This is a genomic window from Dysgonomonadaceae bacterium zrk40 (assembly GCA_016916535.1).
Taxonomy (GTDB): Bacteria; Bacteroidota; Bacteroidia; order Bacteroidales; family Dysgonomonadaceae; genus Proteiniphilum.
In genome coordinates this window covers 2,587,382-2,612,881 of the sequence record CP070276.1, presented here as the reverse complement: position 1 = coordinate 2,612,881, position 25,500 = coordinate 2,587,382, and the positions used below count along the sequence as shown (strand labels likewise).

Genomic DNA, 25,500 nt, shown 5'->3' with positions numbered 1-25,500 from the left:
GAAGTTTTGCGAATAAAAATTCAGTATAATTATTCGCATAAAATAACGGAATGAAAGGAACGAGACAAGGTCTTTGGTGCCTCTAGCCTTATTGCACCCTTATTGCACCCTTATAACCACCTCAATAATTATGGGAGTGGATATAAGGATGCAATAAGTCTAGAATATAGATGGAGCGTCCAAAAACAGGCGAAAAATCTGCAAACAAATATTGCTTTATCCATCTCAATAGGATAAACATGTGAAACTTGAATCAAATATCACATGTCTATTGTCATAAAAGTTAGTCGAAACAATTTGGATTACCTTATTTTTGTAGACTGCTAATTGTGTAGATAAAACAATTAAACGGCTAATCCAATAATTCAAAGGAATACTATGAAACATTTTCTTTTTACAGCGTTGCTGGTCCTAGTGTCGGTCGTCGGCACCATTGCACAGGATTTGAGAGAACGACACTATTACTATGAGATCCTCACCCCCTCACATGAACCTAAACCTCCCGTGGATGGCTATGCCGGCGAACGGGTAACTGAAAACTTGAACAGGGGATTACAGGCAGCTCTGACTGCTGACGGGAAAGGAGTGTATCTTAACTGGCGTCTGCTGCGATCGGATACAGAGGGAATCACATTCAATGTTTTTCGTTCGGTGAATGGCAAAAAGAAAAAACTCAACAGAAAGCCAATCTCTCTCACGACTGACTTTACCGACAATGCTCCGTCAGAAGGAAAAGCATCTTACTGGATTGAAAGTGTGGAAGTGAAGAAAAGATCTCAATCTGAAAAGATTGAGGTTGACTTCTCCGGGTTGCAATCACCCGGTTACAGAAGCATCAGCCTCAAAAATGGTGTCACAGCCGGCAAAGTGGCAGTTGCCGATTTGAACGGAGATGGCAACTACGACTTTATCATTCGTCATCCCAACAGCAACGTGGATCCCGGGGTGGCCAATCCCAATGATGGAACCACCTACAAGATCGAGGCCTACCTGAGTGACGGTACCTGGCTTTGGACAAAGGACCTGGGTCTGGGAACTGAACCGGGAGTGTGGTATTCCCCTTTCATAGCCTATGATTTTGATGGCGACGGAAAAGCAGAGATTGCACTCAAAACAACGGGAGATGACTACCTGAAAAATGAAAGTGGTCGCATTTACGGAGGCAGTGAATATCTCACCATACTGGATGGCATGACCGGCAAGGAGCTGGCAAAAGCGGAATGGCCTGAGCGTAATTTCCGTTACGGCAACGTCAACAGACAAAACCGGAACCAGATAGGGATGGCTTACCTGGATGGCAAGACACCTTCCATCGTGGCTGCAAGAGGCACCTATAAACTGATGGTAGTGGATGCCTGGCAGTTTCATGATGGTAAGCTGGAAAGACAATGGCGCTGGGATGGTGATGAGGAGAACCCTGTTGTTCGAAGCCAGGGAGCCCACAACATGGTGAGCGGCGATGTGGATGGTGATGGCAGGGATGAGATCCTTCTAGGCTCCTGCATGCTGGATGACAACGGCACACTGCTCTGGTCTTCCGGTTTGGGACATCCCGACAAGGCCTATCTTACCGATATCGACCCCCGGAGACCCGGCATGGAGGTCTTCCTTGCCATCGAACCATTTGAGGAGACCGGTTTCGGTGTCTCCATGCTCGATGCCGCAACAGGTGAACGGGTATGGGGTATCGGTCACAAGACGTTTCATGTGGGAGACGGCATGGTAGCCGACATCGACCCGTCAACACCAGGATTGGAGTGCTTTGCCAGCGAGGATCGCAAGGGTGGTTCTACCGACAAATATCTGCTCAGCTCCGACGGTCAACGACTCGCCTCAAACGACGATGTACCCCCCTGTCGCAACTGGATATGGTGGGATGCAGGCAACATCAGACAGACATTTTTCGGAGATGACAATCGATGGGGTTCCGACTCACGATCTGGAGCAAAAGGACAACAGATCGGATACTGGAAAGGAGAGAAGATAGCGCATGAAATTCATGGGGATATCATCATGATTGCCGACCTTATGGGCGACTGGCGCGAAGAGGTGGTCACCTCGCTGCCGGGAGAGCTACGCATCTATCATACCCCGATTCCGGCTGCTGACAGAAAGATCACCCTGATGCAGGATCCCATTTACAGGAGCTATGTATTGCAACGCTCACAGGGCTATCCGCAAGCACCTGTTCCGGGATGGTACCTGGGAGATTAATCATAGATACCCGAAAAAAAATCTCTGGAATCAGAGATGCAAAATACAAATTTATTCAACAATTTACTAATTTACTCGTAATGATAAAATTGCACAGACTGTTTATTTCGTTGTTCTGCCTCACACTTCTGGTGGGGTGTAACAATGGTAACACCGCCGCATCAACCACTCCTGAAAAAGAGGAGGTATTGGATGCACTGAGACTGGCCAACGATTATTTCATGAACAAGTGGAGCGATCCCGGTCAACCGATTCCCTATCCCACCCGTAACAAAGAGTATGAATCGAATCTGTGGACACGGGCTTACTATTACGAAGGACTGATCGATCTCTGGAAGATCGATCCCCAGCAGCGCTATCTCGACTATGCCCTGGAATGGGGAAACAAGCATGAGTGGGGCCTGCGAAACTCAGCTGAGGGGTGGATGACCCGTAATGCTGACAACCAGTGTGCCGGCCAGGCATATCTCTTCCTTTACGAGCAGGATCCCGCTAAGCCGACTCACTATATTGAAAACATCAAAAGATCGGTTGACTCGATGATGGTTACCAATAAGATCGATGACTGGAACTGGATCGACGCCATTCAGATGGCGATGCCCATCTTTGCACAGCTGGGCAATATCACAGGCGATACGGCCTATTACAACCGGGCCTACGACATGTACATGTACAGCAAGCTGCAACATGGTGAGAATGGTCTTTACAACCCGGAAGACCAGCTTTGGTGGAGAGATGCCGACTTTGATCCTCCCTATACCGAACCGAACGGTGAAGACTGTTACTGGTCGCGCGGCAACGGATGGGTGGTGGTAGCAATGGCACGCATGCTGGATCTCCTGCCGCAGGATGAACCGCATCGGATTGAGTATGAAACCATGCTCGTAGAGATGAGTGAAGCACTCAAAAAAGTTCAGCGGGAAGATGGCTACTGGAATGTCAGCCTGCATGATCCGGATAACTACGGAGGCAAGGAACTTACCGGCACCTCTATGTTCATCTACGGAATGGCCTACGGTGTGAACAACGGACTGCTCGACAGGGCTGAATATGCACCGGTTATTTACAAGGCATGGAATGCCTTGGTAAGTGAAAGTTTGCATCCCAACGGTTTTCTGGGATATGTACAGGGAACGGGTAAAGAGCCCAAAGAGGCACAGCCGGTCACCTATGAGCGGGAACCCGATTTCGACGATTACGGGCTGGGCGCGTTCCTGATGGCAGGAGCTGAGATCTATAAAATGCTCTGAACAGCATAGTGGTCCATACCATCAGAACAAATCACCCCTATAGTTTTCAGAAGCTATTGGGGTGATTTCATTTTCAGCAGGGCGGTTCAGGTTTTCACCTGATGATTTTGACCTCCTTCGGTGCATCAATTTGTGAGCCTATCTCACCGTTTGGTAACCGTTCATGTCGTACCCTCACCACCCCGTGGGGTGTGGGGAAGGTCCCCTCCACCCACTGGATATCCCCCAGGTGGGGCTTCACCTGCAGGGTGCGGCATCCCGGTTCAACAACCGTGATGCCCAGCACATTCTCCGTGAGCCAGGCTGTCACACCGGATGACCAGCCATGACAGAGGCTGTGGCGGAAGCTGGGGTAGCAGTAATCGCCAAAATCGCCGTGGATATCGTTCATCCTCTCCGGCGTAAGCTGGTCTATGCGTGCTGAGTTCTCCATCCACTCTATGTTGAAGTCCTCCCAGAAGGTAGTGGCACCCATGTCGAGCATCCCACCCCAGTAGTCGCTGACAATCTGCAACGCCTCATCCTGCATGCCGGCCAACGAGAGGGCATCGAGCATATAGAGGCCATAGAATGTGGAGAAACGTTTGGCACCATCAACCGCCACCACCTCCTGGCTGGCAGTATGAGGATCCAGAATCCCTGCTACCGCCATCAGGGCGGCTGCCTGCTTCAGGTCGTTGTGGGGCATGACCTTGTTGTTCAGCTTCTCTGCAGCATTGGCTGCCACACTGACAGAGCGAGCTTCTCCGAGCAGCTCACACAACTTCTGTGCATCTCTCAAGGCCCATGCCAGGAGAGCCCGGTAACCGGCTTCCACCCCCTCACTGTTGGGCGTGGAGGGCCAGTCCAGAAAACGAAAGGGGCTTAGTGTCTCCGTACCGTCCGCTGCTATGCGCGAGTCGATCAAATCGATCAATCCAACGATGTAGTCGCGGTGCTTCTGCAAAAAGGAGAGGTCTCCGTTCTGCATGTACCAATCGTGGTGGATGATCAGGTACCACATCGAATAGGAGCTCATCCCGTTCATCCACTGCGGCAGGGGATACTGCTCACAGGCCAGATCGAGGCTTTTGGGAACCACCTCATTGTATCCGAAAACGGTGTTAATCGCTTTGAGCTCCGGGTGAAAGTCGCCCAGCCATACCAGCCGGTCGCGCTTGATGCCGTCCCAGAGGTATTCCTGCATGTTGAGGTGGGTGGTGTAGGCCCCAGTGATCCAGATGGAGTCGAGCCGCGGATCGCTGCTCTTGAAGGATCCCAGGTAGGGAATGTCGCGGTAGCGCAGGATGGCACGCGCCTCTTTGATGTTGATGGTGGTACCCGGTTGCAGCAGGTCGATCCGCACGAAGCGGAAACCGGTGTTGCCAATCTCTATCATCCCAGTGCGGGGAATCTCCATGATAATGTCCCGCTTGGCATGGTCGTCGGTAGAGAAACCCATCAGCCAGTCGGAGTTGTAGGTGTCGCTGTTGGCCTCCCCCACCGATTCGCCGAAGCGTATGCGTACCAGCGAAGGTTCGCGGCGGGAGGAGCCACCCATCACCAGCTGGAGGCCGCCATGCAGCTCCTTGCCATAGTCGAGCATGATGGAGGAGGTGTCGCTCTGGCTGCTGGTAATCGAGCAGAAACGTGTGGTGCGGCTCATGTCCGACTGACTGTTGCCCGGTTGCAGCAGCACCCGGCTGTTCTTGACCATCGTTTCCGTGCTGTCGGAGCTCCAGACCACCCTTACCGGAGAGATGTAGACCCTTGTCAGTTCATCCTTTTGCGCGGTTCCACTGTACTCGGGACCGAAAACCGGGGGGAGCACTGTCTGAGGGGCTTCCTTCAGGAAGTGTTGGTTCATGAAGGTGATAAAGATATCATAATCGTCGGGGATGGTACCGTGCCCCCCCTCGTGCATGTAGTATCCCATATCATTGAGGATAGGCTCACCCGGAGAAGGCATCTCCGTTCTCTCCAGTCCTCTTTTACCGAAGAGACGGTAGACCGGTTCGGCGGCAACAGCTGACAGGAACTCACCCCTGGGGTCAGACCAGCCGTCGCTGTCACCCGTTTGCAACAAGAGCGGGCGGGGAGCGATCAGCGAGACCAGCATGTGGGCATCTATGGGTGACTGGTGCGGGTCATCGCCGTAGCGGGCACGGTTGCCGCAAAACTGGTAGAAGTAACGCGTGGAGTCGATCATGTGGGCGATGGTTTCACCATAGTTGCGCCGCGAGAGGGCTGCCCCTCCCTCACCGGAACAGCTGGCGATGATCATGCCGAAGCGCTGATCAAGGGCTCCACTCCACAACACCGTCTTGCCCAGCCGGGAGACACCATGCAGGGCCACCTTAGAGGCGTCGATACCGGGCTCTCTCTCCAGGTAGTCCATCGCGTAGCTCAGGCCCCAGGCCCAGGCAGAGATGGTACCCCACTCATCGGGTGCGGGCCACTCCTGCCCATCGGGCAGGTAATGGCCCCTGATGCCGTGCCCGATGCCGGCGGGGAAATCGGGTTCAATGTCACCGTAGTAGAGGGTAGCCACACCCATCCCTTGTGAGATGAACTTCTCCACATCAAGGCCTCCCATGCGAGGAGAACCCTCGCGGAGCTGCACCGGAACCCTTTCACCTTCACGATTCCAGAGGTAGCCGGGGGCCAGCCCGGAGTCATCAACCATCAGGGCGTTGGGCATGAAGCTGATGGTCAAAAAGAGCGGTACCGGACCTGTTGCCTCTGCCGGCAAATAAATCACCATGTCGGCATGGTGTCTGGCGGTGTCTTCTGTGAAATAGAGCCTCACCTGCTTTCTGAGCGCCTTGCCATCGAATGCCGGGCTGCCGGCATCAAAGAGGTTTGCCTGACGCGGCACCCGCTTGGGGCTCTTGCCAAACTGCTCCGTTGCGAAGAGGCGGACAATCTCAGGGCGACGTTGCTCCATCCATTCCTTTGCATTGGTCACCCTGCTGCCGTTTTGCAGGGTAAAGAGGTTGGGAAGCTCCCAGCTGCCTGTCTTCGACTCGTCGTAGTTGACAGGGATGCCGGCGATGGTATCCTGTTGTTGTGCACCTACCATTTCACAAAGAAAAAGCGATGAAAGTATGATCAACCACTGAGTGATGTTTTCTTTCAGATTATTTACCAGCTGGAACATATCGTGTTGTCTTTTAGCAAAATAATTATGATTCAATTAAGGTAATCCACAGATTGATTGCCGCTTAGCGGGTCAGATCATTACTTTGTGATCACCAGGAAACGGGTTTCCCATGGCTCAAGCCTCAATCCGGTAGTGATATAACCCTTTTTCTCCACCTCTGCCGGTAGATCAACAACCTGACCGGTCATCGCATCCCAGACTTGGAGGTCTCCTGTTCCGGCAAGTGTGACATTCAATTCCTGTCGTTCTTCACCTTCGTTAAAGACAAAATAGATATCTGCATCTTTCCATCTGCGATGGTTATATTTTATAGTAGATGAGGGACTGTCAAGTTGAACATCAGAAACACCCATCGCATCCAGCACCTTTGGTGTCAACATGCCGGATGGCTCTTCAATATCCCAGTGAAAGGGGATACACTGTGCATTGCGGAAATTCTCATTTACCGAGAGAATTGAATCATTGCCGATGGAAATCACTCTTCCTCCCCCACTCTGGAATGCTTTTAATCGGTCAATAGCTACAGAAGAGAGGGCGGTGAGCGGCGGAACAATGATGGTTGTGTAGGTTTGTCCGCTTTTGTTGATAAATCCGCCTCCCTGAAGAGTCATCAGTGATGCTATGGCTTCTTCATCTATCAGGTCGAAATCATTCTGGGTTTCGAGCAGTTGCTGCATGATTGTACCGGCACAGCTATCCACAGCTTGATCACCCAGCCAGATACTGCTTACGGGGTAGAGAAACGCCAGTCTCGCCGCCGGTGTTCCCTGAGAGAGGAGATAACATGCCCTGTGTATATACTTGGCCACCTCTGAAAATCGCTCATCCGTCAGCCAGCCCATCATACCTGCGCGGCCTCTGCTGGACGCCGGGACGAACATTACCTCCACCATGTTGATTCCCCTTACCAGTTGTTGATCCAAGATCCATTTGGCCTGGTCCAGATCAGGACGAGGCATGTAAGCAGCAAAGCTCTCGGTAAAGGACCTGGGTTGACCGCTCAGGTGTGCCATAGAAGAGGCATATTTGGGGTAGATCGGGTTTACCTCACCCGGCCATATCTGGTGCCAGATGGCATCCACCCCCGGCATCTGAACCGAACGAAGGGTTCTGAAAAGATCTCCTTCCGAGCGAATCAGTTTTATTAAATCATCCTCGTGGTTCAGGTGCACCAGGTAGTCCAAGTTGTTTGCCGAACACCAGTCGGCCTGTATTTTAAAAAAGTGATCTGCAAACAAAGCCGACCACACATCCCAGTAGTCCGCCTTCACGCGGCGCAGTTCATCGGTAAGTTGCTCAGCAAAAAGAGCGGCGAGGAAAGGCTGGAGATCATATCCTTTTCGGCTCTTGAATGCATCAAATAGAGAGGGTGTCCAGGGAAAGCCCCTGATGGAGTAATCCGGTTCATCGCCGCGAAAACCGAGAATGGACTTTCCAAACTCCTCTCCCACATATTTTTTGTACTCCTCATGTGTGAACTCAATGAATTTACCGGTTGCATCAGCGTCCAGATAATCAATCAAAGCATGTGAGGAGTCTTTCCCCCTGGTGGGATTATTCACTGAACGGGTGGGTGATGATCGCAACAGATGTTTGACCATTACGATGGTCCACTCACCCTCCGGAGCTTTCCAGTTAAGCGAACCCTCCTTAATTTCCAGCATTTCAATCAAATTATCCTCCCTGTTGAAAGCAGCTGCACTCAACACCTCTTCCGGCAAGGTAATATTGATGGATTCATTCCCTTTCAATATGATCAGGCTGTCACAGGGAACCACTGTTTTCATTCCCAACTCCGGCACTTTGTCGGCGATCATCCCTCCGGCAAAACCGCTCGGATATTTCCCCTCATCCACCAGGTAGAGCCGCATATCCCTCTCTTTTGCCAGTTGAACAGCTGTATCAACCTTCATAAACCATCCATCGGAGAGATAGGAAGCACCCATCTCATAGCCCGCCTCCAGAGAGACAATATGGACGTTGTTTGCCCGGAAAGTGTCCAAATCGCGGGCCATCACCTCTTCCGTCACATTTCCGTCCCACCCCCAGTAAAAGGAAAGTGAATATTCAACCGGGGGTTCATCAAATTTCCCCAACACTTCAGATACAGAAGGATTGCTGATCTTCCCATGCTTCTCATATGTAGATGTTCCGCAGGAGGAGACAAGAATCAGAAAAAAAGATAAAGAGAGTATAAGAGGAGATACAATATTTTTCATTTTATCTTCATTTGAGAAGTAGATTATTTTACAAGTTATCGCACGGAAGAGTTGTGAGTGAACACTGTCCATCACTATCTTCCTCATTCTCCGAATATGTTTCTTCTGATAACCGGTTCACCCTCTTCTGTCTGAATCGTCAGACCGGAGAGATCCAGATTTTTTACGTTCTCTACCCTAAGGCCTCTCACAGCATTGATATTGCAGTTTTCAAAAGTCACATCCTCGATAGGACTATCGGGCAAGCCGTGAATGAATCCGGCCTCCGTTACAGTACCGCTGACGTTGATTATTTTCACGTTACGCACCACGGGCAGTGGATCTGAAGGAGCTTTGAGTGGAGGAACCATGCGCCACTCCATATTGAATTCAAATGCCTGACGCGTCCCGTTCAATACCAGATCGCGATAGGTGATATTCTCCACCACACCGCCCCGGCTGGGTTGTGACTTAAAACGTATGGGTGCCCAGTTGTCGGCCTCCATAATGCAATCGGCAATGGTGACATTGCGGATGCCGCCTGACATCTCGCTGCCCATTGCCACGCCACCATGGCCATACCTGAAAATGGAGTGTTCAACCAGAATATTCTCAGCCGGTCTGTTCACACGCCGGCCATCCTCATCTTTTCCTGACTTGATAGAGATACAGTCATCATTCACATCGATATCTACATGAGAGATATGCACCCCATCACTGGAATCGATGTCGATGCCGTCAGAGCTGGGTATATAGTGCTCGGCACGGATCACAAGATCACTGATATCCACCCGGTTACTGTATAGGACAAAGAGACCCCAGCTCGACTGGTTGACCAGATGCAGATCCTGCACAACCACGTTGCTGCAGTTCTGTATGGCAATGAGCCGCGGGCGGGCATAGCCGGGTAGCTCCACCTCCCTGAATTCAAAAGCGGGTGAAGATTTATCGGGAATCAATCCACCCTCGGGGCCCAACGGGGGTGGACCTTCACGAAAAGGTCCAATATGTAGAGGCGCAGACCTCAGGCCCTCACCGATCGTATCTGCGGCCGACCGGTTACGTGCTTCTCTGTGAGAGAACCATACATCACCCGATCCGTCCACCGTGCCTTTGCCACTAATGCTGAAGCCATCCATATCAAAAGCATTGATCAGTGCGCTGATCCAGATTCGTTCTTCACCTTCCCATCTTGTACGCACCAATTTGTAGTCAGACAAATTGGTAGTGCCTTTCAGCACTCCTCCAGCAGCTATTTCAAGGCTCACATCCTGTTTCAGGAAGATGGCCCCGGTAAGAAATGTATCTGCTGGCACCAGTACCGTTCCGCCCCCCTCATCGGCACACATGTCGATGGCAGCCTGTATGGATTCTGTGTTCACGGATGAGGGAGAAGCGATGGCTCCAAAATCAGTAATGTCGTAATATCCTCCCTTCTCACTCACACAGGATCCGGCACCTCCAAGTACCATGATTAGAGTAATAAGCAACATCCCTGGAATGATATCGCGGCATTTCACATCCAGTTGCATCTCATTACAAATCACCCTTTTCATGGCCTATTGCTGGTTTAATCCTTGCTATTTCATTTGCAATTTATTTCCAACTTCGAAAAGTCGATAAACCGATCCAGCGAATTAATCAGTGGCTCTTTGCCATTTGCCGAAGAGATCCAGTAACTAATGTATCTTGCAGGTTTAGAAACAAATAGATGCTGATTGCCATCATCCATCTTCCGTGAGAAATCGTCCGGATCTACGAAGATAGCCGCACCCAGTTCCACCTGCTCAGCAGCCACATCCTCCGGATGCAATCCCCAGGTGAAGATGCAATCATCTTCCACCACCACCTGCTGTCCCGGGTGATAGTTGATGCCGGTTACAAACGCTACATCATCATCACTCAATGCAAATGCCTCAACCTTGGCCTTTCTAAGACCGGAATAGACGGTAACCCTGACAAGGAGATCAACCTTGTTGTTGCGGTAGGGCACATCTTCAGACAGCATCTCCATAAAGGAGACCGAACCCTCTTTCACCACCCTTGCCGATCTGCTTGCAACCGGGTGAAGTGGCACCACATTCTCGCCATCCCATAAACGGATTCCTCCCAAGCCGACGGTGGGCCCAACCTTGTAGTAGTCGGCACCTTTTCCGCTCATCTGTTGTTCCGCTGTGGGGTACCATTTATAATCTGCGAGTTCAAGTCCTCTGTTGGCTTTTGAATAGACATCAATTGCTGCTTTTTTGTCAAAATAGAGCCTCAGTCCAAGCCATTCATTTTCAATTGCCGGTCCGTGATGTCCCAGCGCGTTATAGAGATCGCCTGATTCTGATGAGACTTGATCCAGGTAGCGTGTACTGTCACTGCGCAAGAAGAGGCTTGCATCTGTCATGTTCTGTGCTGTGAGTATACTTCCCTGTAGGAGCAAGGCACATAAAAATAGTTTCGTTTTCATTTGTTTAAATATTATGATTATTCGAATCGATAAAGCTTCACCTTCAGAATTGAAGGATCACTCCCCAGTTTGGCACCGGTGCCAGTTCGGTTATGATACGCTTCATTGGCAAGATCATAGTTGACCATGATATTGTCACCGTTGAGTAACCGACCACTTTTCCAGCTCCCGTTCAGATACTCTCCCTCGTATACAGACAGGAAACCAGCCATGTGGGGACCGGGTGTATCCGGAACAAAAGTAATGTTTATGTTTGAACCGGCAACCACAAATACCTCTTCACCCTCCCAAACCACGATGCCATAACCGTTATCGGATAAGAATGCACCAGATCTCATATTCTGATTCAATGAGGCTGTCACCTTATATCCTCCCAGTTTTTGGGTTATCTGGCTCTTGGTTTTTGTGAGCATAAACGCGGTGATCCTATTGTCGGACTTAGCCTCTGTGATTATAGGCGCGAGCTGCCCCAGCACTCTGTAAGCCTTTGCCAGGAATGAAACCTGAGATGAATCAGCAATCCCGTCAATGCCGAAAGGTGAATAGCCAATGGCCGCATGTTTTCCGAGTGCATAAAAAGCATTTGCTGCTCCCATTTCACCGGCAAACGACTCAGGGATAAACAATGGATTCCATGAATGGGTATACGCTTCCGTAATAGCCGGAAAATCCGGAAGATAGATATCCGGACTGAAGATGTCAATATTGGGAGCAGCTATGCGCCAGAAATCATGAACATGTTCCTGAGGTCCTCCGGATGGATAGTCCCCCGCTCTTTTGTCTTCCGGTTGTACAATCCATGCGTTGACGAACATAGGAAGGTCATATTGTGCTTTACCTGCAGCAGCCACAGCATTGATATAGTCGGCATAGTGCCAGGCCATGAAATACTCTTCGGAAAGTAGGTTGTTGCCGAACACCTCACTCCAACTGCCTGCTTCCCGACGACCGTGACGCTCCCACAACTCTTTTACTTGCGGATGCAGGTCTTCTTCATACATTTTCAAGCCATCTATGAGCGCTTTCGGCACCTGTTGATGAAAAAAAGTGTTGCCCAACTCTGAGTAATCTCTCACAGCTCCCAGTACCCCCACCTCATTTTCCACCTGCACCATTATCACCGTGTTGTCACGCCCATCCACTTTTTTCAGGTGTTCCATCAGAGCTGCAAATGCCCTGGCATCAGCCTTCCTGGATTCCAGTCCCAAAGGACTTACAGTCTCGGTAGCTTTGCCATTGTCAAGTATCACCCTGGGAAAGCGTGCAGGATCTTGTTTCACCCAGTCGGGCACATAATGGGATAGCCCATTTTTCCAGCTGCCAAACCACAACAACACAAGCCGCAGGTCATGTTCCCTAGCCTCACGGATCAATCCGTCGACCAGTGAAAAATCAAACTGCCCCTCCTCCGGCTCTGTCAGCTGCCAGGAAATCGCAGCCAGCACTGTATTCAGGTGCATATCTTTTAACTGTTGCCAGACAGGTTCCAGATATTCGAGATTGGAACTGCTGGAGTTGTGCAACTCGCCCCCCAGAATCAGAAAAGGTTTCTCTTCCACTATCAGCTGGGTTACGGCACCTCTTTTCTCCAATCGGGGCATATGCTGGCCAATGGCTTCATTCGTAAAAAAGGAAGCCAACAAGACGATCAGAGCAAAATATCTATTTTTCTGAAAGTAGAACATTGTTTTAATATTTAAAAACACCGAAAGTGAGTCATGAAGGCTCACTTTCGGTGTTGGTTTGAAAATTAGTAATTACTATTCTGATCCCAATCCAAATGAATATTCATCACTGATTGGGGGATTGGCAACAACATATCCCTGATTGTCGGATCCGATCCATTGTAGACTGTTACGTTTCCATACCAGTCTGAAAATGATTTCAGCCTCTGAACAAATACGGCCTCACCTTGTCTGACAAGGTCAAAGTAACGTTTCCCTTCTCCCAGGAACTCTTTGCGACGTTCATCCATCACATCCTGTAAGGTGGGATTGGATCCCAAAGCTTCTATCCCAGCTCGCAGGCGTACTTTGTCAACCCACTCTTTGGCATCCCCAGGACGTCCCACACCAATGAGTGCTTCAGCGTACAACAGATAAGCATCTGATACACGCAGAATCGGGAAATTAAGGGGATAATCGTTCCATGCTTTGATGGAGTTGTTGGTATTGTCCCGAACCAAATATTTGATCATTAGATATGGCTTCTCAATATAATTGGTAGCAGAATCGGCAGCAGTCGGATTTTCAGGTGGATTTTTCACATTCCAGTAACCTTTTGTGAAAAGCGGGAATTGTCCTCTGGCATCATCCTCATCAAGCATATCATTTATAATGACTGAATCCATTCGGAAATCCTGTCCCTGAGTTGTATAACCGGAATAGACCCACTCTGGAAACATTGTCTCAGAAGAAGAGCCTCCGCCGGTTGAGAATCCCGGCACAGATGAACCAAGACCCTGCCCCCCGGAAGAAAACTGTACAGAAAATAGATCCCATTTGTTCTCCTGTTCCAGATCAAAGATATCGGTATATTTTGGAGCAAAACGGCTTCCTATTGTATTGATGACAGGCGTCAAGATATCAACTGCTTTTTGATAGGCAGTTCCGTCGTTCAAAGGATAGCCAGCCATGGTAGCATATACATTAGCCAACAAAGTACGGGCCGCCCATGAACCTACTCTTCCGGCCTCTTTACCTGTGTAAAATTCATCAAGATGTTCAATAGCAAAGAGTAAATCTTTAACGATTTGATCATAAACATCACTTACCGGTTGACGTGCGGCATCCAACGCATCCTGTTTTTCGGTCGGTGTTAACAGAACCGGTTGAGGTCCCCAGGATCGAACGAGTTCAAAATAGGCATATGCCCGCAAGAAGCTGGCTTCAGCACGAAAACGGCTATAGGATTCATCTGATTTAGCCATGAGTGTATTCACATCTGCAATAATCGAATAGAAACGATTGTAAACTGTTGACACCAATCCTGTTTGCGAGTTTACCTGAAAACGGCGTACATCAGCCTGATCACGCTGGGCATTTGGTATTTGCGCCATGAACCAGTTATCAGAACGGCTTTCAGATAATTGGAGATAATAAAGAGCGGGGATATCTGTATACTGTGACAATCGTCCATAGATACCTATTACCGCTTGTTGCATTTCCAATTCGGTTTTGTAGAACTGATCCGCAGAATTATTCTCAACGGGATAGATATCCAGCACATCAGAGCAAGAGACTACCGTCAAGAGTGTGATCAATAATATTGATATATTTTTTTTCATGACTTATTCCTTTTTAAAATGTAACATTGATACCTGTAATAACTGTGCGAGCCAATGGGTATGCACCCCATTCAGAAGCAGCATTATCCTGTGTTGCTCCTTCAGGAGAGTATCCCGGGTAGTAATTGTCCCAAAGGTAGACATTGTCACATGACACATACAAACGAATATTGTTGACATATCTGTTGGGTTGCAATTTCCAGTTGTATCCAAATCGAATATTTTTGATCCGGATATATGTGGCATCATAGAGCCAGTTCGTATCATATTGATTGCCGCTTACCGTTGAGAAGAACCCGGGAGTTTTCCCGTCACCAGGTTCATCTTCGTTCCAATAGGCGTCATAGAGCCAGCGATCCATATACTGCCATCCGGGACCGTTGGTGGCACGGTTCCAACCACGCGATCCGGATGAGAGCAACTCACCCCCCTGACGTCCGTTCAGGAAAATCGACAAATCCCAGTTTTTAAAGGTAAAGGTGTTGGTGAGTCCCCATTCAAAATCGGGTTCATAACTACCCACCACATCTTTATCTGCTGCAGAGATGACTCCGTCACCAGTCTTATCCTTCCATTTGGTATCTCCCGGCCGTTGTCCCGGATAAATCGCAATTCCCTGTTTGGGAGTAGTTCCGTTTGCTTCAAAATCTGATGCACGTAACGTACGTTCTACCTCGTAGAGGTAATAAGAATTGATGGGATGCCCCACCCTTTGAATCAAAGCTTGTACAGTTGAGCCAAAAATGATATCGGCATTTCCTCCTGCAAGTTCAACAATTTTGTTGCGGTTAAACGAGAGATTCAACGCGGTTTCCCAGGAAAAATCGCCCCTGTCGATGTTAAATGAATTGAAGTCAAACTCCATCCCATGGTTACGCACCTTACCAATGTTATCCATCATATTGGTGAATCCGGTAATAGGAGATACAGGTGAATTCAACAACAGGTCAGAAGTCAACTTATAATAGTAATCAGCTGAAAAAGAAAACCTTCCGCGCATAAAACTCATATCCAATCCGATATTGGTAGATGAGGTAGACTCCCATCCCAGCATTGAGTTCGCAATATTTCCTATCACATATCCATTTGCCAACGCTTGGGATTCACCAATTGTATAATTGCGGGCAGTCATATTTGACATAAACGATGCATTTGAGATGCGGTCGTTACCTGCCAGACCCCAACTCACACGAAGTTTTGAGAGCCCCAGCCAATCGAGATCCTTCAGGAACTCCTCTTCGCTGAATTTCCAGGCACCCGAAATGGCAGGGAAATTACCCCAGCGATTGTCGGGTCCAAATTTTGATGAGCCGTCACGACGTAACGACAAGGTCAGAATATACATATCTTTCAATGTGTAATTTGCACGGCCAAAAAATGACATCATTGCATTTTCGCTGAATCCAATTTCATTGGAGTTGGTTGTTCTACCATAATCACGATTGAACACCCATGTCTTGTCATTCGGGAAGTCCGACTGTTGTTGACGGCTTCTGTGCACATTACTCTTTTCCTGTGAGAAACCAGCCATCAGATCAAAAGCATGATCCCCCCACACATTGCTGTAGTTGGCCACAGTCTGTACCAGTGTGTTGTTGTTGGTCCATGTCTGATAGGATGAACTGGATCGTTGACCGGGATACTCTGCCGTATTCCATGTTCTATTGATCCAGGTAGGCGAAAAGGAGCGATCGATCGCACTGAGGTAGTTCCAGGCATACATCCCATTCAAGGTAAGCCCTTTGGCCAGATTCAGTGTTACATCAACCGAGGAGTTCAATCGTACATTGCTTTCTTTTCTGGTTGGTCCTGATGCTTGAATGTAAGGGCTCACGTTGTTATCACCCGGGCCCCACATGCCGTAAAATTTATACTTGCTGGGGTCGGATGCATCATACTGACCTTCGGCCCATCCTGAGGGGTCAGCCCCTGCATATTTACCTGTACCAGCCAGTACCCAACCGGGGTAGCTCAATACACGAGCAACAGCCTGGTCTTTTCCATCAACATTTGTACCATTACTGATTCCATAGGAAGGTGCAAGATTGACACCCAACGAGATAAAATCATTTGCTTTCACATTTAATTTCACCCTGCCTGAATAACGGGTAAACGATGAACCGGGCACCAGCCCTTCCTGATCAAAGACACCACCTGAAATGGCATAACTGATTCTATCAGTGGCGCCGGCTATACTCAATTGGATATCACTTTGAGGAGCCGTTTGATAGAATGCATCCTGCCAGTCAATCGGTTCAATATTGTCTGTACCCCACCAGGGGTCATACAATCCGTATACTGCTTTGATGCTGTTTAATTTGCTCCGGTAATCAGGACTGTTCAGATCAGCCTGCGTCAGTCTGCCATCGTTAATAGCCTTCTGAATACGCATCTCCTGGCTATCACCCAGATTTCCGCCTTGAGAGTTCACCCACTGTCGGTCATACCATTTTTTGTTGAACGTGATCCATTCATCCGAAGAGAGCACATCTACCTTCCGTTCAAGATTTCCTACACCATAGTATGCATTGAAAGTGACTGTCGGAGGTCCGCTCTTTCCCCTTTTGGTTGAGATGAGCACAACACCATTGGAACCACGCGAACCATAAATAGCGGCAGAGGCAGCATCTTTTAACACATCAATTGACTCAATATCACTGGGGTTCACACCTTGTAAAGATTCAAGCGGAACACCATCAACCACATAGAGTGGACTTGAATCTCCGGTAATCGAAGCAGCACCACGTACACGTATCTCCAGATCGGCACCCGGCTTACCGGTGGCACTTCTCACAGATACTCCTGCCATCTGCCCCTGTAATGCATTCTCAATACGGGCAATGGGACGTTCAGCCATTTCTTTTGATGTAATTTTGGAGATTGAGCCAACTGTGTTCGCACGCTTTGTCGTACCATATCCGATTACCACAAGCTCATCCAAACTTTGAGTATCCTCAATTAATACCACCTGGATTACGTTTTTTCCGGCTACTGGGATGTCTTGTGGTATATACCCTAAAAACGAAACATGAAGCGTGGCGTCTTCCGGTACATTCTGTAAAACAAATTCACCTTGTGCATTTGTAACAGTTCCAATCGTTGTACCCTGTAAAAAGACACTGGCACCGGGAATGGAATACCCAGCTTCATCCAACACGTTACCTGAAACTGTCTTTGTCTGAGCATTCAGCGCTACCGTACAGAATAAAAAAAACATGGATAAGAATCCGGTGAAGAAAGATTCGGACTTGATCTTTTTTCCTCTCGTTAGTTGTTTTTTCATTTCATTTAAATTATTGATTTTGTTTTAAAATGAGCCAATAGAAAGATTAATTAAACTGAGATGAATCAGATGTCTTAAACAGGTTATCTGTTTTTACCGGATAAGTACCATTCATGGGATGGTTATTGTAATGCTAAAACATCAACTGACAGATCTAATTAAAGTTCATTAGCAGTTCAAGTTTGCAAATATAAAAAAATCAAAATGAGATAACACTTTGTTTTTTGTCATATAAACTGTGAGAAATGATATTCGGAGTGAATCTCTATGCATATTTATTCTACAGCCACATCCCAGACGTTGGCCAAACTTGATGTTCCTTCGGCACCTTCTATTGTCAGCACTACGATGTACTTGCCGGCTTGGCGATAACGGTGTACCGGGTTTTGTTGGTCTGAATTGGTTCCATCACCAAAATCCCAATGCCATGAGGTGATCTCTCCCCTGCTCTGATCCCTGAATGTAACCATTCTCTCTGACGGATCCACAATCAGGAAAGACCAGTCAGCTTCAAAGTTCTTTTGGTATTTCTCATCGAGTGGCATCAAGGTGAAAATGGTTCCCAGGCTTGCGTTTCCATACATCTTATGATGCTTCGACAAGTTCCAGAACCCCTTCTTACTGGTATCATCCACATCATCGTAGTCGATCACAGCCCAGGTCAGTCCAATCTTCTTGTGATCCTTCAGCACTGACTGAACTGCTCTTTCGGGACCCTCACGACCGGCATAATCGAAAGGTGTGATCCAGAACTCGGCGATTAGTTTTCCGGATTCACCCGGTTGAAAATCGTAGGAGTAGGCTATATTGGCATAGGGTAGCTCCCTGATCCAGGGCTGAGATCCCCAGACCAGAGCCCACTCTTTTCCGACTGCAGGGGTGAAAATATGATAATTCTGTGCATGTACTCCATGGAAGTCAAAATACCTCGCACTCCAGTCGATGCTCTGAAGCGGATGCAGTTCGTCAATCAATGGGCCACCCGAGAGGTCACCATCAACCACAATCTCAAAGATATCATTGTGAAGTCCGGGATCGGTGAAATCCCAATAGTCGTCATAGGCTTCGTAGAGGAAATAGAGTCTGTTGAGTCCCTTCACCCACGCCACCCTCACCTTCACATCCAGGTTTTGGGAATCAGGTTCGGGATACTTCCCCGAGTCATCCCACAGCTGGTCTGTCCCCACAATATATTCGTCGGGGAACTCCGACCAGTCGTCAGTGTTACCGTCGATACGTGGGATCATGTCGGGAGGGAACTGGTAAATTTTGTATCCCCGGTCCTCCTGTGCCATAAGCTGTGTCACCAGCAACAGCCCGATGAAAGAGAGAATAAAAGCTCTTATATGCATAAATACCCTTATTTTTTCAACCATTTCTCAGGCACCGGAACAATACAAATATCCATTGCACGATCATCCTCTGAGATCATAGCCGACTGGATTTGAATTTTCGTGCCGTCGGGACTGAACGTTGGATGCACGTGATCAGCGGCTGTGGTCTTGTGACCGGCCGTCAACAGCATCATTTCGTTGGTCTCCCGATTGATCAGATAGAGTTCACGTGCAAAGTTATCACCCACCGCAAAACGTTTATCAGCAGAGCCGTGGACATGCCAGAATCCACTTCCATAAGGGATCTGACCTGCAATTGTCATCTCCCGTGTACGGATGTTCACGATTCCCAGTCCGGTAGGCTTCTCACGTGTACCCGAAGGACCCCATGTTGCCTCCTGACCGGGATTGGCACCTTTCACATCCGTACCTTGCGGTCTGTTTTCATCTTCGACTCCCGGAATGGGGCGATGTCCCATGATGGCGAACGCCACCTCATCGGGGGAGATCACGGCTTCATGGGTAATCCATTCATATTCCGACTCGGGATAGAGCGGGCGTAAGCCAGTGCCGTCCGCATTGACGATCCAAGTACGTTGAGGAGACTTGCCACCGGTTTCCCAGCAGAAGAGAATCTGTCCGGGCACCCATGGATTTGTCTGGATGTGTCCCACCTGGAATGGAACGGACACCACATACTTTGTTTCTCCTGTTAAAATATTCATTCCGGCGATACCGGCAGGGCCGGCTCCCATATTGCGGGGGCCAAACGGTTTGGCGATCTCGGTCCCTTCTGGGAGATGCTTCATGGCTTTCTCCCTCCCCACACGAAACCAAACCCACTCTTCACTCCCGTCGAGTGCCATATCTCCTCCGGCCTGCATCTCAGGTGGTGTGATACCGCAGATCCGTTCATATGCAGTGGCCGGTTTCAGCATACCAAATTTTGAATCGGCAAAGAGCATTGCCAGGTCGGTCTCAACCACTTCAATAGCTCCTTTCGCTGCATTATTACCACGCGGATGACGCATATAATAAAGTTTCATCGATTTTCTGGCCACACTCAGCATACCGGAAAAACCGCCCTCGGTAACCTGAACCATTTCACCGGTTTTTTCATGAACAGCCATTGCCTCTCCCGGCACACGTTGCGAATGAAAGATCAGCCATTCTCCATCAGAGGTCCACTGGTTGTGTGTCGGATAGATCTTTCTTTCACCTGTAGGGCTACTGGTCAGGAAGACCAGATCTACGCCTGTCACAGGATCCCTGACAACTTTTCTCTCTGATGGAAAACGGGTTCCTATCTGTGCCTGGAGAGACAATCCAAACATTAGGTACTGGATCACGACAACAAGTAAAATAATTCTTTTCATAGTGCAAATTTATTAGATGAATACATAATTTCTTCACGTTTAGATTCAATATTAATTGATCGATTAATTAACTTTTGATCGAGCTATTCCGGGTTTGGCTGCATCACCCGCTAATCCCTCTATGTCCAATACACTCACATCATGAGCCTCCAACAAATGAGAGAAATATACAGGAGAATTCTCTCCCCACTTCAATGAACTATTGCGAATGCACAACTGATCTGCATATCGAATGTAATATCCCGGAGTGCTATGTATTTCAATCTCATCGTATGCAGTTGTAGGACGATTGTCATAGCTTCCGCCTTGATACTTGGTCCAACGATTTAGCGTTAAATCAACCTGGTCGAACCAAACCTGCTGAATCCGACTATCTTTTGAACCGTTGATACGTATGCTGTTTTCAGCTGTACCGTTTACATTCTCAACTCTTACATTGCTGATCTTCCCAATAGGACTTCCGGTATTTCTGGGAATAGCAGTGAAGGAGATTGCCTCTCCCCGTCCCCACCATGGATCTGAATGATAACATGAGGTGAAACTGATATCGCGGAAAGTGATGTTCTCCACATTGCCCTCATCTCTCAATTGAATGGTGAGTCCGCGACAGCAACTCTTTATTTTACAACGTTCAAACAAAATGTTGAAAATATCCTGTGTAGTTTCCGTTCCAATCTTCAAGCCGGAGTCTTGTGTTTCCAAAACATAATCATGTAACCAAATGTTGGATGAGGGTCCATAATCACTCTCCTGACGTGTTGTTTTTACCACAATAGCATCATCCCCGCATGCGATGTAACAGTTTCTAATCTCCACATTTCTGCAGTGATCTGGGTCGATACCGTCACAGTTGGGGACATCTAGTTGATTCCGGATATGAATCGCATCTATCAAAACGTTTTCACATCCTAACATATGCAAACTCCAACTGGGTGCTCTTTTAATGGTAATGTTACTGATGTGTAGATTGGAGCAACCAGTTAGAATAAGCAACCGAGGACGCCATTTTTTGGGGATCCACCATTTGTTCTCCTCTTCATAGTATTCCATGAATTCCATTGCTCTACCATAGATGATACCGTTACCGGAGATGGTCAGGTAATGGGCATCATTGGCTACGATAACCGCATCACCTGCATAATCCTCCTGATGGGTGCTGACCAAGAGGCAGGCACCCTCCTCTATTCGGAACTCCATATCACTTTCCAGCTCGAGGGTACCAGTTAAAAACTGATATCCTCCAGGTATCAGCACCATTGCTTGGTTTCCAACAGCTGTTGCTGCATCAATAGCCGACTGAATCGCTTCAGTATCATTTGTGATGCTATCACCTTTTGCACCGTAATCTAACACATTATATACCTGCGACTTGGATTTCATTCCGCAACCAAAAGCAAGTATGAGTGACATGAGGAGCCATACTTCTGTTGATTTAAAAATTTTCAAGATTTGATGTATCATCCTGACAATTATTTCAATTTGAATATTTCCACATCATCTACAATCTGACGTGACCAGGTGGTACGAATACCGAAATATCCACTCTTCAAAGGCTCCTCATCTTCAAAGTGGAAAAACTCACAATCATCCACAAACAGCTTAGTAACGCCATCTTTAACTACAATCTCTATTTGGTAGGTATGGTTTGCTTTGAGTAGATAGGGCTCTTCAGTGAAATCGCGTATCAGTACCCGGTTCCCATTTCCGGTATATTTTCGGAAACGGGTTGTTTTATTGTAGTTGCCTCCAATCCCGGCATAATACATCAACAAGGAGTCATACTCCGCAAATGATCCTTCTCGAGAAAAGAGACTGGGATTACTAGGATCAACAGCCATCCAGAACTGATTCATGTCGGAGAGTCGATCATTCGGTCCCTCTTCCAACACAACCCTCCGTTTATAGCGGATGAGTATGTTTCCCGAAAGTTCCCGGTTCAACCAGAGTGTAACACCACGATCGGTATCAATCACCAGTTGATTATCAACTATTCCGATGTTGACTGTAGAATCGGGCACCACCTCCGTGATCCAATTATCCAAAGCACCATTGAAGTGATCCTGAAAGATAGATGTTTCAATCTCATAATCCACTTTCTGCTTGTTGTCACATCGCCCCATAACGGTTGTTAATATCAGGAGAATCATTGCGACATTCAGTTTTGCATGTAAATGAGTTTTTTGTTCTGCTCTATTCATGTTTCATATGAAAACGTTCATGTTTTTCCGGTAAGTGATCCCCAACCATTTCAAGTAATTGAATGGCATTCAGGCACCATTGAGCCGTATTATTCGTGGAAACACCTTCAACCTCATATACCGGTTCAAGAGTTTCAATGTTGTCAAAGAGTTTTTGATTAAAATGTGTCTGGGTACCGAGAAAATCATTCCATGCACGATTGGCCCACACATCAGATCCAGTTTTGTATGCAAAATAGGCCGGTAAACGTGCATACCAATGCCCCGGATCACCCAACTTCACAGAGACTCCAAACTCACGATAAACATCCTCCTCCGGAGCACCATATAAACGGGTAAACTGCATCCACATGCGGGTCCAATTGGCATCGCCGAGAAGATCGGTCAATTCGTATGCCATTTCAGGGCCTCCCATTAATACTGACAAGTGTGAGTGACCAACATGCTCCGGCTCCAATTGATACAGTTTAAAGTTCTCGGGATCATAACCCATAGCCGCCCCCTTGCCCGAAAAGAGGCCAAAGGGCATCTTTGCTAGGCTCCTCACACCTGTCATGATTCTATCGCGCCATTCAGGATCCCCAGTTCTTTCCCACTCGATCATCCAATTGCCTATCAATGCAAGCCAGTCTGGTCCCATTCTTGCATGCGTAGGATAGTCGCTTTTTTCAAGGATTAATCTCAGGGGATCAATTTTGCCTATTGCATCATTTGATGCTTCAGCAACAAAACGCATAAGATCACCAGTCCTTTCATCAGTCGTCAGATAATAATAAAAGCGTCCCAACAAAGCCTGGGCAATTCGGACCTCCTTTGACCCACAACCCCAGTGACGTACATTGTGTCTTGACCCAAGTCCGGCAAAGCGGCCCAAATGATAAACATCCACTTCACCGGTATGTCGCGTCATTGCTTCAGCCATCCTGAATATATCGGCACGATTGCTACGCAAGAAGCTGTACCATAGCCACAAATTTGGCATTAACTCAGTATTATCCCATGCATATCCGCCAATATCATACCGCCAAACGTGACGCTCAGGATCATAAGCATGCATCACATCTCCATAGTTCCAGAAACCATACCATCGTCTCTGATCCACCTCTTTTTGATAATATTCGATAGCTTTGTCCAGTTGATCTTCTATCCAGACTTTTCCGGGTGAACTCCTATCAGGTAAACTCCATATCCCAAATGCATGCACCTTATGGTAGTATTCAGGTGTGGCCACCAGCAAGGGTGGTTCAGAAGCCATTTCAGTGAGACCGGCAAGGACATTGTGATCAGGAATATGGTTAGTTGCATAAAGAAGGAGCTCACTTGTCCTTCCTACTCCGGTGGCTGTACTGAATCCCGGTTGCACATCTTCGTAGCTTGCAATTAAATCATGTCCCCAAGGAATGGTATCGTAATGACGCATGTCCATAGGTTGGGCATCTGGAGCCCACAGCCAGGCAGTCATTTGGGCAGACTCGCTACGGGCATTCCTTATTTCAAGTGAAGAGGGGTAGGATTTCCAGAAATCCCGCAATGAGATTGCGAGTCCACCGGTGATACCTCCTACAAAAGCCAAACCTTCTGCACGTTTACCTGCACCTGCCTCCAACCAGGCACTGGCAGGTGTTGTTCTTTTCTCCAGCGTAAATCCGTCGGAACTGAGCTGATTGAGTTTGAAATCGCTCCATGATGCCCAGTGTTTCAACAGGTGCTGTTGCAAAGAATCAAAATGGGGGCGTTGAGCTATCGGTTTACCCTGAAGTTGTTTTTCATACAAATTCTCAGTTCTTGACAATGGGATACGTCCGGTGAGTGGTTGTAACGGTTCATCCCACAGACGCCCTTTCTCTCCGGCAAAACGAACATGCCTATTATATAATTCATTGTTTAATGGAACATTAAAACGCACACCCAACCCCCTGATAAAATCCTTTTCCTGGTTACCGTCATAAATGATGGAATGAACCATTCTGATTGTTTGCATCCCACCGTAGAAATAGAAACGAACCACGAAAGGGAGCCAACTCCTCTTATCGGTGATTGATTTGTGGTATCCCTCTACCTTAATTACTGCTCGTACCGGACCTGATTGTTCTACTGTTACCTTGTCAACTTTTCCAACAAATTTGGTGATTTCAGGTTGAGGGCCATACTCTCCTGCCACACCTTCCTGCAGGAGACAAACCAACTCACCTCCGGTTGAGATTATCTCATTACCTACAGTGATAGATTGTATAAGCTTATCTCCCTTTGTGGGAATGTGACAGACAAACGCTCCTGTGTTAACCCTGATCATATCATCCGATTCCTCAAGAGAAACATTTAATTGGTTTTTGCTTTCCAATGCTATCGAGGCAGGCTCCAATAAAAATCCATTCTCCGAATGTTTATCCACAACCGTACTGAATCCAACCCATTTCAATGATCCATCGGGCCAGTAGGCCATTGGCCAACTTTGCAAGGGAAGAGATTCCTCTGCCTGACCCTTAAGTGTGAACTGCTGATCTTTTTGAAAAATTCCTTTTGGGAATGGGACTCCCCAGCTCACTCCAGTTGCAAGTGGAGGGGTCTCTGCTCCCATCCAGCTCAGCTGGATTCGTTGTGGTTCACTGCCTGCTTGCGTAGAGTAAGTAAAAGAAAAGAAGAGTAACAAAGCCGTCAACCTCAGAAAAGAGTGATCTAATGATTGTAATAATTTCATATGAGTGATCAGTTTATTATAAACAGAATGAGTGATTTCCTCCTAAAAACATTTCAGGTGTTA

At 47.8% G+C, this 25,500-nt stretch carries 14 protein-coding genes; 2 read left to right on the top strand and 12 right to left on the bottom strand.

The features are described from left to right. Window positions 1-378 precede the first annotated feature (378 nt). Window positions 379-2,214, top strand: a complete 1,836-nt coding sequence (locus tag JS578_10770; GenBank protein ID QRX63335.1) for a silent information regulator protein Sir2 — start codon at window positions 379-381, stop codon at window positions 2,212-2,214. Window positions 2,215-2,294: 80 nt separating this feature from the next. Beyond that, the gene (locus JS578_10765) at window positions 2,295-3,464 is read left to right on the top strand and encodes a glycoside hydrolase family 88 protein (GenBank protein QRX63334.1); all 1,170 of its coding nucleotides are present in this window, start codon (window positions 2,295-2,297) and stop codon (window positions 3,462-3,464) included. Window positions 3,465-3,558: 94 nt separating this feature from the next. On the opposite strand, the gene JS578_10760 is transcribed toward JS578_10765, so the two are convergent. The 12 genes from JS578_10760 to JS578_10705 all read right to left on the bottom strand — a co-directional run bounded on the left by JS578_10760 (window position 3,559) and on the right by JS578_10705 (window position 25,437). After that, window positions 3,559-5,310, bottom strand: a complete 1,752-nt coding sequence (locus JS578_10760) for an alpha-L-rhamnosidase (GenBank protein ID QRX64997.1) — start codon at window positions 5,308-5,310, stop codon at window positions 3,559-3,561. A 1,373-nt stretch (window positions 5,311-6,683) separates the two neighbouring features. After that, entirely contained in the window at window positions 6,684-8,825 is a 2,142-nt protein-coding gene (locus JS578_10755; protein QRX63333.1) for a hypothetical protein, read from the bottom strand. 83 nt (window positions 8,826-8,908) lie between these two features. Continuing rightward, complete coding sequence (locus tag JS578_10750; protein QRX63332.1) at window positions 8,909-10,360, bottom strand: glycoside hydrolase family 28 protein; 1,452 nt, start codon at window positions 10,358-10,360, stop codon at window positions 8,909-8,911. A gap of 29 nt (window positions 10,361-10,389) precedes the next feature. Further along, a complete protein-coding gene (locus JS578_10745) occupies window positions 10,390-11,262 on the bottom strand; it encodes a DUF4861 family protein (GenBank protein ID QRX63331.1) in 873 nt (290 codons plus the stop codon). A gap of 17 nt (window positions 11,263-11,279) precedes the next feature. Further along, complete coding sequence (locus tag JS578_10740; GenBank protein QRX63330.1) at window positions 11,280-12,863, bottom strand: DUF5597 domain-containing protein; 1,584 nt, start codon at window positions 12,861-12,863, stop codon at window positions 11,280-11,282. A 149-nt stretch (window positions 12,864-13,012) separates the two neighbouring features. Further along, a complete protein-coding gene (locus JS578_10735; protein QRX63329.1) occupies window positions 13,013-14,548 on the bottom strand; it encodes a RagB/SusD family nutrient uptake outer membrane protein in 1,536 nt (511 codons plus the stop codon). Window positions 14,549-14,561: 13 nt separating this feature from the next. Further along, window positions 14,562-17,831 (bottom strand): TonB-dependent receptor, encoded by a 3,270-nt coding sequence (locus tag JS578_10730; protein ID QRX63328.1) that lies wholly within the window; start codon window positions 17,829-17,831, stop codon window positions 14,562-14,564. Window positions 17,832-18,106: 275 nt separating this feature from the next. Next, window positions 18,107-19,078: a PKD domain-containing protein gene (locus JS578_10725; GenBank protein QRX64996.1), complete on the bottom strand. Its 972-nt coding sequence runs from the start codon at window positions 19,076-19,078 to the stop codon at window positions 18,107-18,109. A gap of 113 nt (window positions 19,079-19,191) precedes the next feature. Continuing rightward, entirely contained in the window at window positions 19,192-20,541 is a 1,350-nt protein-coding gene (locus JS578_10720) for a hypothetical protein (GenBank protein ID QRX63327.1), read from the bottom strand. Window positions 20,542-20,604: 63 nt separating this feature from the next. After that, window positions 20,605-22,002 (bottom strand): hypothetical protein, encoded by a 1,398-nt coding sequence (locus JS578_10715; GenBank protein ID QRX63326.1) that lies wholly within the window; start codon window positions 22,000-22,002, stop codon window positions 20,605-20,607. An 8-nt stretch (window positions 22,003-22,010) separates the two neighbouring features. After that, window positions 22,011-22,661, bottom strand: a complete 651-nt coding sequence (locus tag JS578_10710) for a hypothetical protein (protein ID QRX63325.1) — start codon at window positions 22,659-22,661, stop codon at window positions 22,011-22,013. 70 nt (window positions 22,662-22,731) lie between these two features. Beyond that, on the bottom strand, window positions 22,732-25,437 hold the full coding sequence (locus JS578_10705) for a hypothetical protein (GenBank protein QRX63324.1): 2,706 nt from the start codon (window positions 25,435-25,437) through the stop codon (window positions 22,732-22,734). Window positions 25,438-25,500: the final 63 nt, after the last annotated feature.

Excerpts from the sequence above, each read along its gene's own strand:
- JS578_10710 (QRX63325.1), bottom strand. The coding sequence starts at position 22,661 with ATGGGGCGATGTGACAACAAGCAGAAAGTGGATTATGAGATTGAAACA.
- JS578_10770 (QRX63335.1), top strand. The coding sequence starts at position 379 with ATGAAACATTTTCTTTTTACAGCGTTGCTGGTCCTAGTGTCGGTCGTC.
- JS578_10740 (QRX63330.1), bottom strand. The coding sequence starts at position 12,863 with ATGCCCCGATTGGAGAAAAGAGGTGCCGTAACCCAGCTGATAGTGGAA.
- JS578_10720 (QRX63327.1), bottom strand. The coding sequence starts at position 20,541 with ATGAAAAGAATTATTTTACTTGTTGTCGTGATCCAGTACCTAATGTTT.
- JS578_10725 (QRX64996.1), bottom strand. The coding sequence starts at position 19,078 with ATGATCCCACGTATCGACGGTAACACTGACGACTGGTCGGAGTTCCCC.
- JS578_10750 (QRX63332.1), bottom strand. The coding sequence starts at position 10,360 with ATGAAAAGGGTGATTTGTAATGAGATGCAACTGGATGTGAAATGCCGC.
- JS578_10745 (QRX63331.1), bottom strand. The coding sequence starts at position 11,262 with ATGAAAACGAAACTATTTTTATGTGCCTTGCTCCTACAGGGAAGTATA.
- JS578_10705 (QRX63324.1), bottom strand. The coding sequence starts at position 25,437 with ATGAAATTATTACAATCATTAGATCACTCTTTTCTGAGGTTGACGGCT.
- JS578_10765 (QRX63334.1), top strand. The coding sequence starts at position 2,295 with ATGATAAAATTGCACAGACTGTTTATTTCGTTGTTCTGCCTCACACTT.
- JS578_10735 (QRX63329.1), bottom strand. The coding sequence starts at position 14,548 with ATGAAAAAAAATATATCAATATTATTGATCACACTCTTGACGGTAGTC.
- JS578_10715 (QRX63326.1), bottom strand. The coding sequence starts at position 22,002 with ATGATACATCAAATCTTGAAAATTTTTAAATCAACAGAAGTATGGCTC.
- JS578_10755 (QRX63333.1), bottom strand. The coding sequence starts at position 8,825 with ATGAAAAATATTGTATCTCCTCTTATACTCTCTTTATCTTTTTTTCTG.
- JS578_10760 (QRX64997.1), bottom strand. The coding sequence starts at position 5,310 with ATGAACCAACACTTCCTGAAGGAAGCCCCTCAGACAGTGCTCCCCCCG.
- JS578_10730 (QRX63328.1), bottom strand. The coding sequence starts at position 17,831 with ATGAAAAAACAACTAACGAGAGGAAAAAAGATCAAGTCCGAATCTTTC.